The sequence below is a fragment of the Acidobacteriota bacterium genome, from assembly GCA_040756905.1.
Classification (GTDB): domain Bacteria; phylum Acidobacteriota; class Aminicenantia; order JBFLYD01; family JBFLYD01; genus JBFLYD01.
Genome location: JBFLYD010000066.1, coordinates 1 through 10,315, shown reverse-complemented (window position 1 = coordinate 10,315; position 10,315 = coordinate 1). Strand labels below are relative to the sequence as shown.

At 36.7% G+C, this 10,315-nt stretch carries 11 protein-coding genes; 10 read left to right on the top strand and 1 reads right to left on the bottom strand.

From position 1 onward, the window contains the following. Positions 1-364: 364 nt before the first annotated feature. The 5 genes from AB1410_11520 (at position 365) to AB1410_11500 (ending at position 5,472) form a co-directional block, all read left to right on the top strand. Positions 365-763 carry a hypothetical protein gene (locus AB1410_11520; GenBank protein MEW6457328.1) on the top strand — a complete coding sequence of 133 codons (399 nt, stop codon included), beginning with the start codon at positions 365-367 and terminating at the stop codon, positions 761-763. A 252-nt stretch (positions 764-1,015) separates the two neighbouring features. After that, positions 1,016-2,248, top strand: coding sequence for a hypothetical protein (locus tag AB1410_11515; GenBank protein MEW6457327.1), 1,233 nt, complete (start codon positions 1,016-1,018; stop codon positions 2,246-2,248). Between the two features lie 137 nt (positions 2,249-2,385). Next, positions 2,386-2,802 carry a hypothetical protein gene (locus tag AB1410_11510; protein MEW6457326.1) on the top strand — a complete coding sequence of 139 codons (417 nt, stop codon included), beginning with the start codon at positions 2,386-2,388 and terminating at the stop codon, positions 2,800-2,802. Positions 2,803-2,850: 48 nt separating this feature from the next. Continuing rightward, positions 2,851-4,098 carry a HAMP domain-containing sensor histidine kinase gene (locus AB1410_11505; GenBank protein ID MEW6457325.1) on the top strand — a complete coding sequence of 416 codons (1,248 nt, stop codon included), beginning with the start codon at positions 2,851-2,853 and terminating at the stop codon, positions 4,096-4,098. 3 nt (positions 4,099-4,101) lie between these two features. Then, positions 4,102-5,472 (top strand): sigma-54 dependent transcriptional regulator, encoded by a 1,371-nt coding sequence (locus AB1410_11500; GenBank protein MEW6457324.1) that lies wholly within the window; start codon positions 4,102-4,104, stop codon positions 5,470-5,472. Here the strand turns inward: AB1410_11500 and AB1410_11495 are convergent. Next, on the bottom strand, positions 5,458-6,642 hold the full coding sequence (locus tag AB1410_11495) for an NRAMP family divalent metal transporter (GenBank protein ID MEW6457323.1): 1,185 nt from the start codon (positions 6,640-6,642) through the stop codon (positions 5,458-5,460). The genes AB1410_11500 and AB1410_11495 overlap by 15 nt on opposite strands. Positions 6,643-6,879: 237 nt before the next feature. Here AB1410_11495 and AB1410_11490 point away from each other — a divergent pair, with 237 nt between their 5' ends. From AB1410_11490 to AB1410_11470, 5 genes are all read left to right on the top strand, one after another. Further along, positions 6,880-8,085 carry an MFS transporter gene (locus tag AB1410_11490; GenBank protein ID MEW6457322.1) on the top strand — a complete coding sequence of 402 codons (1,206 nt, stop codon included), beginning with the start codon at positions 6,880-6,882 and terminating at the stop codon, positions 8,083-8,085. A gap of 135 nt (positions 8,086-8,220) precedes the next feature. Then, positions 8,221-8,787 carry a GNAT family N-acetyltransferase gene (locus AB1410_11485; protein ID MEW6457321.1) on the top strand — a complete coding sequence of 189 codons (567 nt, stop codon included), beginning with the start codon at positions 8,221-8,223 and terminating at the stop codon, positions 8,785-8,787. Continuing rightward, positions 8,788-9,003, top strand: coding sequence for a pyrimidine/purine nucleoside phosphorylase (locus AB1410_11480; GenBank protein ID MEW6457320.1), 216 nt, complete (start codon positions 8,788-8,790; stop codon positions 9,001-9,003). Between the two features lie 71 nt (positions 9,004-9,074). Next, on the top strand, positions 9,075-9,830 hold the full coding sequence (locus AB1410_11475) for a glucose 1-dehydrogenase (protein ID MEW6457319.1): 756 nt from the start codon (positions 9,075-9,077) through the stop codon (positions 9,828-9,830). A 135-nt stretch (positions 9,831-9,965) separates the two neighbouring features. Continuing rightward, on the top strand, positions 9,966-10,229 hold the full coding sequence (locus tag AB1410_11470; GenBank protein MEW6457318.1) for a DUF2461 family protein: 264 nt from the start codon (positions 9,966-9,968) through the stop codon (positions 10,227-10,229). Positions 10,230-10,315: the final 86 nt, after the last annotated feature.

Sequence of the window (10,315 nt, the reverse complement as noted above, 5' to 3'; positions counted from 1 at the left end):
TCTAACCCTTTACTCATCAACCTCTCTATTCTCTCATTCTTCTGGTCTCTTTCCATCAAAACCTCCTGAGAAAGAATTATAACTAAAGATATTAACAAGTAAAGAGTACTAATCATATGAAATAACTATAAGGGTTGCCCTACAAATTATATATTGCGCTTGTATTAGTTAAAATTAAACCTACAATTTTGTCGAATAGAAAATGTACTTTCGACAATTTTTACGAATTTAGAGGATAATTTTTAGAAAGAATTTTTAATTATTTCTTTATTTATCAACAAGTTATATTAATTTTTCCTGATTTTGGCATGACAGTTGCTTATTTTTATATATGAAAGTAAATTTAATGAAAGGAGGTTTTAGAATGAGGTTATCTAAATTAGTTAGCACTCTAACTGTAGTATTACTGTTTATCTTCTTCCTTTTCTTTTCTGTAAGCTCTGCTGAAGCTCAAGCACAAAAAATAAAAAAACAGAATACCCAAGGTCCTATGTTCATTGATAATGATGGAGATGGAATCTGTGACCACTATCAATCAAGAAATCATCAAGGGCAAAAAGGAGAACATCATATGGATCATAATCAGAACTGCAAGAATGGAAATAATCACCAGCATAATAACCACCATGGAAACAATGGTAACCATGGAAATCACAACCAGAATAACAACAGTCACATGGGAAATCATGGAAATGGAAATCATGGAGGCTGTGGTTCTTCTTCAGGCGCATTACTGCAAAAGATGAAAATGGGTAGAAGTTGATTGGAGAGTCCTTGGGTCAAGACTAAATTATAGTGAGCGGCCTAAATAAGTTGGCATTTTCTTTGTAGGGCAACCCTTCCCCGAATCTTGTCATGAACTTGTTTCATGGATTGATTCGGGGGCCCTACGTCTATTTATTTTAAGCGTTCACTGTAGTCTTGACCAAGAAAGTATTGGTGTCAAACCTGATACCTTGGACTAAAATGTTGAATTGAATAATATTGAAGTTATAAGATATTAAAAGGAGAAAAGATGGAAAGAATTAAAACATTATTTAAAAGAAGAGTAACTTTTACATACATTTTATTTTTTCTTTTGGTTCTTCCCTCTTTTTCTGAGGAAGAAAAAAGCAAATGGATTACCAAATTTGGATTTCAACAGATTGTCCTGAACAATGTTTTTCAATACTATGTTTCTAAGCCTGACAAAGTTTCTTCTGCTTTTTTTGATTTAAGTTATCGCAATTCAGATGAGTTAGAATTTTATTACAATGGAGGTCTCAATTACTTTGCTGAAAATACACCCCTTACAAATCATAATCACATTATAGGTGGATCTTATTCGAAAGGAATAAGCGAGAAAAGCTTTTTGAACATAAGCAGTGATGTTAAATTTTCCTCATTCAGGGAAGATTTTAAACAGTTCAGCTATTTTCAACTCCTTGGCTCAGGAGAACTTAACTATTCCTTCAATGAAACCACTTTGGGAAAAATTTACTATTTATTGAGATACAGAAATTACAACGATGATTTTTACAATTACTTTGAAAACTATTTTTCATTTCAGCTAATTAAGTCATTAAGAACAAAAACTGCTTTACGAATAGAGTCTGGATTTGGAGTGAAAAGATATTTAGGAGATTTAGAGCAGGATTTCACCACTGATTATTATCAACAGAGTTATTACTCTGGTATGGGAGCTGGAATGGGAGGAATGGGACAGGGGAGGCACTCCACTCAGTGGAGACAACAGGAGCATATGGGAATGAGAAGATATTATGTAGAGGGTAGAAACAGTATTACTCAATTTCTTCTATCAGGCAGGGTTTCCCAATCGATTCTTGATAATTTAGGAGTTTTTATTCAATATTCTGGTAAATTTAATCTCACACAGGGAGGAAGATATTCTGATTATTTAAACTATTATCTTTTAGAGAACCCTTTTTATGATGAATATACTTTTGAGGGCAATCAGATTATGGCTGGATTTAAGCTTATCCTTCCTAAAGGTTTTTTATTTCAGGGAGAAGGTCAATATTCCCGCAGAAACTTTGATGGGGTCCCTGTGTTAGATTTGGAGGGAAATTTAATTTCTGCAGATAAATTCAGAAAAGATGATTATTCTTATTTTTCACTAAGCGTTGAGAAAACATTTAGATTTTTGAGAGTTATGGGGACTTTCATTTCATTGAGGAACAATTCCAACGATTTATTTTTCAAATATGATGATAATATCTTTTCGATTGGAATCGCATCAAATTTCTGAAATGGTTTTCAGGAACCTTCGGTTTCTTGGCCACCCTTCCTGCTCAGAATAGTTAAAAATAGATTATCCTACTATGAAACTTAACTTGCTTTTGAAATTGAAAAGAAATAAGCAAATAATTAAAATATTTTAAACATATGAAAAATCTAATTTTTGTCATTTTAATAATTTTAATTGTTTTTTCTCTATCTGCAGAAGAAAGATATTATTATAAAGTTGATAAACAGATAAAAATAGACGGCGAAATAAAAGAGATTCTCGAAGCAGAATATAAAAAAGGAAAAGAAAATTTTATCGAGTTAAAAATTTTTGACAAAAGCAAAAAAGAGGAATACCTGATTCAAGTTGCTCCCATATGGTTTATTGAAAATCCTTTCATGAAGGGAGAAAAGATTTCTGTGTGGGGCTCTCTTGTTAAAGATGATAAAAATGAAAGGAGAATGATAGCGAGGGAAATAAAGCGTGAGAGAATGGAAGGTATTATGATATTGAGGGATAAAAGAGGATTTCCCATGTGGAGAGGAATGGAAAGACATCACAAAGATCGCATGTGAACAGGAGATACAAACAAAATTAAAAAGCAAATTTTTTTTGCAATTCCTTTGATAATTTTTATAGTTGCCCTTTCTTTTTATTCTTATTTCAGCAGGCAAAAAACTTACAAAGAATTGGAAAATCTGTCTGCAAAACACTGTCTCTCTCTGGGAGATTTTCTTAAACTTTCCCTGGAATCTTCTTACAGATCTCCTGGAGAAAGAGTAGATTTTCAGCATCTTTTAGATTTACTCACAGAAGCAGGTGATTTAATCTACATGGCTCTTTTAAATAAAAAAGGAAATGTTCTTTTATGGAGTTCAAAATATGAAGGATATTTACCCATAGAAAAAAATGTTGAATCATTAAAAAAGTTTGAATTTGTTGAATCTCCAATCGGAAAAATTGTTCAGGTAAAAGTTCCCTTTTTTGATGAAAAAAATAATCAGCTCTATCTGATATTTGGATATGCTCATAGTATCTTGAAAACCATCTACAGAAGGAGTGAAATAAACTCAATTTTACTGGCATTAGTTTTAATTTTCCTTGGAGGTGCAGGTTTATTTTTTAATTACAAACTCCAGGAGAGATATTATAAAAAGGAAAGAGAACTCAAAGAGGAAAAGTTAAAAAGAGAAAGGTATGAGGAATTAGCTCTCCTATCAGCTGGAGTAGCTCATGAAGTTAAAAACCCGCTAAACTCAATTAGTATGTCTGTTCAAATGCTTAAAAGACGGGTAGAAAATTCCAATGATAGACTAAAAAATGATTGTATGAGATACATAAACATCATGACCAATGAAGTTCAAAAAATGAGCGAAACTATTGAGAAATTTTCTGTATTTACAAAGTCAATTAATCTGAATCGAAACAGGATAAACTTAAAGGATTTTATCAAGGATTTAATCAAACAGAACATAGAGAAAATCGATAAAAAGTTGAATAGTATTCGATTTGAAAATTTAATCCCCCCTGATATTTATATAAATGTGGATCCTTTTTATGTATCTCAGGCTATTTCAAATTTGATTAGAAATTCGATTGAAGCAACAAGGGAAGGCTTAGTTTCTATATCAGCTAATGAAAAAGACGGTAAAATTAAGATTGAAATTAAAGATACTGGAGAAGGGATCAAACCTGAGGAAATTGAAAGAGTGTTTGATCTTTTTTATTCTTCAAAGGAGAAAGGAATGGGGCTGGGTCTTCCAATCGCAAAAAAAATAATCGAAGCCCATAATGGAAAAATTGATATAAAAAGTAAAGAAGGAGAGGGAACAACAGTAACCATCACCCTGTCGACTAAAAAGGAGGTGTAAGGGATGCAATTATTGCTAATTGAAGATGAACTTTCTCAGAGAGAATTGCTCAAAGAGTTCCTTGAAGAAAGAAATTATAAAGTTATTGAAGCGCCATCTGGAGAAAAAGCAATCTCTTTATTTGAGAAAAGTTCCGTGGATATGGTTCTTCTTGATTTTAGATTACCTGGAATGTCCGGAATTGAAGTTTTAAAAAAATTAAGGAACATTAATCCCTCAACAATTGTAATTATGATTACAGCTTATGGCTCTATAGAGAATGCAGTTGAGTCATTGAAGGAAGGAGCCTATCATTATCTTACTAAGCCGATAAACCTTGAAAACTTAATTTATGTATTAAAAAAAGCAGAAGAACAAATTCTGCTCAAAAGAGAAAACGAAGAACTCAGAAAGAGAATTTCAGAAAAATTTAAATTAGAAAATTTTATTACAAGTTCAAAAAAAATGGAGGAAATATTAAATTTAGTTGGTATAGCTGCAAAGAGCGAAGCAAATATTTTAATCACTGGAGAAAATGGGACTGGAAAAGAACTTATTGCAAATATAATCCATCAGATTTCCCCCAGAAACAACAAGCCTTTTATAAAAGTAAATCTTTCAGCAATTCCTGAAACTTTGATCGAAGCCGAATTATTTGGAGCAGAGAAAGGCGCATATACAGGAGCTGATAAAAGGAGAATTGGAAAATTTGAGGCAGCTTCAGAAGGAACCATTTTTCTTGATGAAGTCGGAGAGCTTCCCCTTCATTTACAGGTAAAATTATTGAGAGCTCTTCAGGAAAGAGAGATTCAAAGGCTTGGTTCCAATGAGCCAGTTAAGGTGGACATGAGGTTAATCGCAGCAACAAATAAAAATTTAGAAGAAAGTATAAGAAGCGGAAGTTTTAGAGAGGATTTATATTACAGATTGAATGTAATTCATGTACATCTTCCTCCTCTAAGAGAAAGGAAGGAAGATGTCCCTTTATTAATCGACCATTTTATAAAAAAATATAACATCAGAGAAAAAAAGAATATAAGCACAGTTTCGAAAGAAGTGATGGATATACTCTTAAAATATGACTATCCTGGAAATATAAGAGAGCTCGAAAATATAATTGAAAGAACTGTGATTCTCTCCAGAAGTGATATCATAACAACTTCTGATTTGCCCTTTTTCTTGAGAGGGAGTGATAAGGTAATCTTTAAAGAAGAGAATAAAGGCAACCTGAGTGAACAGGTTGAGATTCTGGAGAAGAGATTGATTCTGGATGCTCTTGAAAGAAACAGCTGGATTCAGACAAAAGCTGCGGATGAACTGGGAATATCTGAAAGAGTTTTAAGGTATAAGATGAAAAAATATGGAATAAAAATTGATGTTTTATCCAAAGAGTGAAAATATTGCTTCAAAAGATTTCCATGCAGAATAAATCGAAAATCCCAAAGCTATGATTCCATACATAATCATCCACATCGGATGCTTGTAATCCGGAAATAATTTTTTGTTCCTTGAAGTTAAAAGTATCGCTCCAAGCGTAACAGGAAGGATTAATCCATTGATTGCACCAGCAAAAATCAAGAGACTCACTGGTTTCCCGATGAGCAAAAAGATAAGAGTTGAAATTACTATGAAGACAATGATGAAAGTGCTGAATTTTTTTTCTACATATGACGATAAAGTTTTAAAGAAAGAAATGGATGTATAAGAACATCCCACAACAGATGTTATTCCTGCTACCCAGAGAATCAAACCAAAAATTCTATATCCAATTATACCTGATCCAAGCATAAAGGCTGAAGCAGGGGGATTAGCTGGATCAAGGGATACTCCCATAATAACAACTCCAAGCACACATAAGAAGAAAAGAATCCTAACCAAACCAGTGATTAATAGTCCAGATAGAGAAGAATTTGTAATTCTTTTAAGATTTTCCTTTCCTGTGATATCTGCATCCACAAGTCTATGAGCACCAGAGAAAGAAATATAACCACCTACAGTTCCGCCGACCATTGTAATTATTGGAAGAAATGGAATAATCGAAGGAGCGAATGTTCTTTTTACAGCTTCCCCAATAGGAGTTCCAATTTTTATAAGGACGATGCATATTAAAAAAATCATTAAAAAACCAAGAATTTTTGTGAAATTATCCATTGCCTTCCCAAGTTCTCTTGAGAGAAAAAGAATAATTGCGATAATTCCTGAAATGGCTGCACCTGTTTTTAAATTCAATCCAAGGAGAGCGTCTGTCCCAAGGGCACACCCTGCTATGTTTCCAACATTAAAGGCAAACCCGCCGAAAAGCACAAGAAATGCTATTGTATGTCCCAGTCCATTCAGGATGAGGTTTGCTATGTCCTGGCCTCTTTTTTTTGAGATACATATAATTCGCCATATGTTAAGCTGGGCGCCTATTCCAATAATGATTGATACAATTATTGCGAACCCGAAATTAGCCTTAAAGGAATCAGTGAAAACAGCAGTCTGTGTAAGAAAGCCAGGCCCTATGGCAGAAGTTGCCATAAGAAATGCAGCACCAATCAAAGCTCCCCTTGATTTTGTCTCCATTGAACCTTGCCTATTAAAAGCCTAATATTATTTTCTTTCCCATAAAAATTCAACACAAAAATCTCTTCTTGATTTCTCACGAATTTTTTCGATAGTATTTACGAGTATTAGATATTTTTTAATAACCAAAGAGGTGATTAGCGTATGACCGTCTCAGATCTGCAAGGAAAGACTCTTAGTCGGCTCGACCCATCACGAGTGTACCGATGGATTGTCCTTGTTCTCATCAGCTTAGCAATGTTTGGGAACTACTACATATACGATAGCATTAGCCCGCTTGCTGACGTCCTAAAACGTCAACTTGGCTTTTCCGATGCAAATATTGGATTGCTAAATGCGATCTACAGCATTCCCAACGTGTTTATGGTCCTCATTGGCGGTTTTATCATTGATCGAATTGGGACGAGGAAAGCGGCATTCATCTTTGGGACACTCTGTCTGGCAGGTGCATTCGTTACTGCCTCGACCGGAACTCTCGAAGTGATGGCGGCAGGCAGGCTTATATTTGGACTTGGGGCAGAATCACTCATAGTAGCGGTGACAACTGCGATTGCAAAGTGGTTTCGAGGGAAGGAATTAAGTTTCGCTTTCGGTGTGAATCTTACCATTGCGCGATTGGGTTCATTTGCTGCACTGAATTCCCCCACCTGGGCAAGGTCGTTTTACACCAACTGGCGTTTTCCCTTGTTGATTTCAGTTGCCCTCGGCATTCTCTGCGTTGTTGGGGCAATCCTATACTGGATCCTTGAATCTCGTGCAGAAAGAGTCTACACCCTTGGCAAATCGGGTCCCACAGAGAAGGTCGTTTTCAAGGATGTTCTGTACTTCAGTAAATCATACTGGTACATTGTTGCTCTTTGTATCACCTTCTACTCAGCAATATTTCCGTTCCAAACATTTGCAGTGAAATTTTTCATGGAGGCTCATGAGACAACTCGGGAGTTTGGCGGTTTCCTCTCCAGTATGCTTACCCTCTTTGCAATGATATTTACGCCGTTCTTTGGATTGGTCGTTGACCGAGTTGGAAAACGCTCTCTCTTTATGATGTTTGGATCATTCTTGATCATCCCTGTATACCTGACGATGACCTATACTCAGCTCTCTTTGTATGTTCCCATGGCAATGATGGGAATTGCCTTCTCGCTTATCCCTGCGGTCATGTGGCCATCAGTAGCATACATTATTAATCAAGCAAAACTTGGAACTGCCTATGGTCTCATGACGATGATCCAGAACATTGGCCTGGCAGGCTTTAACCTGCTCATTGGCTGGGCAAATGATTTTTCAGGTGCAAGTGTTCAGAATCCCGGAGGATATGCACTGGGGATGTGGATTTTCTCATCCCTTGGTTTTATTGGATTTCTCTTCGCTTATCTTCTAAGGAGAAGGGAAACAAGCCCTCATGGCCACGGATTGGAGACGATCACTGCCCGTGCAAGATGAGAATAAGATCGATGAATGAAGATAAATTTCATGACTGTCCTCTATAACGATAATATCATCATGTTTAAACATATATATGCAGGCGATTGAAGAATAAATGGAATTAACAAGTTTGGAAAGGAAGGGAATTCGGTTATGAGCGAGAAACCATCGAACACTATCTGGGTGCGGTTTACTTGGAATTTAAATGATCTTCAGGTAGACATCAAACCACCAGAACAATACAAATTTCGTTCTGCTTCCGTTGATGAGTTAGATAAAGTGTTGGAGGTAGTACTTGCAGCATATTCTTCGGATCTGATTTGGTTGCCATTAATGGAAGGAATCCGCAAAAGAATGACTGACCGAATCCATAGCACTATAGGAAAACCGGATGTTGATTACATTATTGCAGAGTTTGGTGATCAAATTGTAGCAGTATCTGGGATAGCCAAGTCTCACTGGACAAGTCAGAATCTGCTCACAGGAATTTGTGTGTTGCCTGAGCACCAGCGCAAAGGTTTGGGTAAATATCTTCTCGGTCTGTCTTTGATGCGACTTAAGGAGATGGATCTACAACAGGCTTGTGTTTACACGGAAGCTAAATCACTTGCTGATAGAAAGATCTATTCACTTTATGGTTCAAGCCGTGAAGAAAATGTGAAATATCCGGGAGTTCGCCAACCACTTAAAATCAAAAAGCAAAAATGGGAGCCATTATGATTGCACGAATCTGGAGAAGAGCACGTCACTATCATCACAGGGAGTCTGAGAGTCAAACTCCCCGGCGAAGATTGGAAAACAGTAAAGCGTAACGAGAAATACATTGTGCCTCCGAAGAGCTCGTTCGAGGTTGAAGCGAGTGCTGACGTAGCATATATCTGTTACTACAAGGGAAGAAAAGGTGACACGGAATCGGATTGCATGCCAGACAATTAGTTGATGCGCTTGTGGTAGCAATGAAGCATAGTAGTCATGGATAATATAGGAATGTTAAAGGAGAAATTTTCATGAGACTGAAAAATAAAGTTACAATAATTACAGGGGCAAAATCCGGTATCGGTTTGGCAACTGCCAACCGCTTTGCTGCCGAGGAAGCCAAAGTTGTTGTGGCTGACATCATGGATGCTTCCCAAGAAGTCCGAGATATAACTAAGCAGAGGGGAGAAGCAATCTTTGTCCAGATAGATGTCAGCAACGAGAACCAGGTAAATACATTGATTGAGAAGACTGTTGAAACCTATGGCCGCTTGGATGTTTTGGTAAATAATGCGGGAATAGGACTTGTCAAAAAAGTTACTGAGACCACAGAAGCAGAATGGGATCGGTTGATAGGTGTAAATCTGAAAGGTGTCTTTCTTTGCTGCAGAGCAGCTATACCGGTTATGAAGCAAAAAGGCGGTGGCGTTATCATCAATGTGGCTTCCGAGCTCGGCTTAGTTGGCGGATCAGAAATTGCAGCTTATTGTGCTTCAAAAGGTGGAGTTGTACAATTAACTAAAGCAATGGCGATTGACCATGCTGTCGAGGGCATTCGTGTGAACTGCGTTTGTCCAGGTCCCGTTTCTACTCCCCTTCTGGAATCGATTATTCAAAGCTCAACAAATCCTGAAGAAGAACGGCGCAATATTGTTGAGAAAACATTGCTGAAACGTTTGGCAAAGCCACAAGAAATTGCTGCTGTCATTGCTTTTCTAGCTTCTGACGATTCGTCTTATATGACAGGTTCTATAGTAACTGTTGACGGTGGATGGGCCGCACGTTAACAAAAGGTTGTATGCTGGGCACAGTAAGCAACATACCTAACTAAGAAGGAGGGAGGACGATGAAAGTTTGGGCCTATGTCTTCATCACTACAAAACAACCCCGTAAAGTAGTGCAAGCAATTCGCAAGATACCGGGTGTGGTCGTGGATTGTCTTTAAAAGACCAAACAAGGATTGGAAGGATGCACCAGCTTATTTCTTTGAAATTTCTCCAGATTCCTACCGTTATGGTATGGGTTTTTACAGTGCTTCACCTGATACAATGGATAGATTTCGAGAGATGATTGACAAAAAACCAAAAGAATTTCTAAAGGCAATTTCATTCTATGCAAAACAGCAGATTTTTGTAGTAGAAGGTGAAATGCATATTCCGATGAATCTGGCCACTGATTCTGATTGAAAGTGGCCACCTGTCGGAGCGAAGTGACGCTGAATTTTCATTATACCTCAGAGTGGCTGGATTGAGTCAAGGATGACTTTCTTTTC

Excerpts from the sequence above, each read along its gene's own strand:
- AB1410_11520 (MEW6457328.1), top strand. The coding sequence starts at position 365 with ATGAGGTTATCTAAATTAGTTAGCACTCTAACTGTAGTATTACTGTTT.
- AB1410_11515 (MEW6457327.1), top strand. The coding sequence starts at position 1,016 with ATGGAAAGAATTAAAACATTATTTAAAAGAAGAGTAACTTTTACATAC.
- AB1410_11510 (MEW6457326.1), top strand. The coding sequence starts at position 2,386 with ATGAAAAATCTAATTTTTGTCATTTTAATAATTTTAATTGTTTTTTCT.
- AB1410_11500 (MEW6457324.1), top strand. The coding sequence starts at position 4,102 with ATGCAATTATTGCTAATTGAAGATGAACTTTCTCAGAGAGAATTGCTC.
- AB1410_11495 (MEW6457323.1), bottom strand. The coding sequence starts at position 6,642 with ATGGAGACAAAATCAAGGGGAGCTTTGATTGGTGCTGCATTTCTTATG.
- AB1410_11490 (MEW6457322.1), top strand. The coding sequence starts at position 6,880 with ATGTTTGGGAACTACTACATATACGATAGCATTAGCCCGCTTGCTGAC.
- AB1410_11485 (MEW6457321.1), top strand. The coding sequence starts at position 8,221 with ATGAGCGAGAAACCATCGAACACTATCTGGGTGCGGTTTACTTGGAAT.
- AB1410_11475 (MEW6457319.1), top strand. The coding sequence starts at position 9,075 with ATGAGACTGAAAAATAAAGTTACAATAATTACAGGGGCAAAATCCGGT.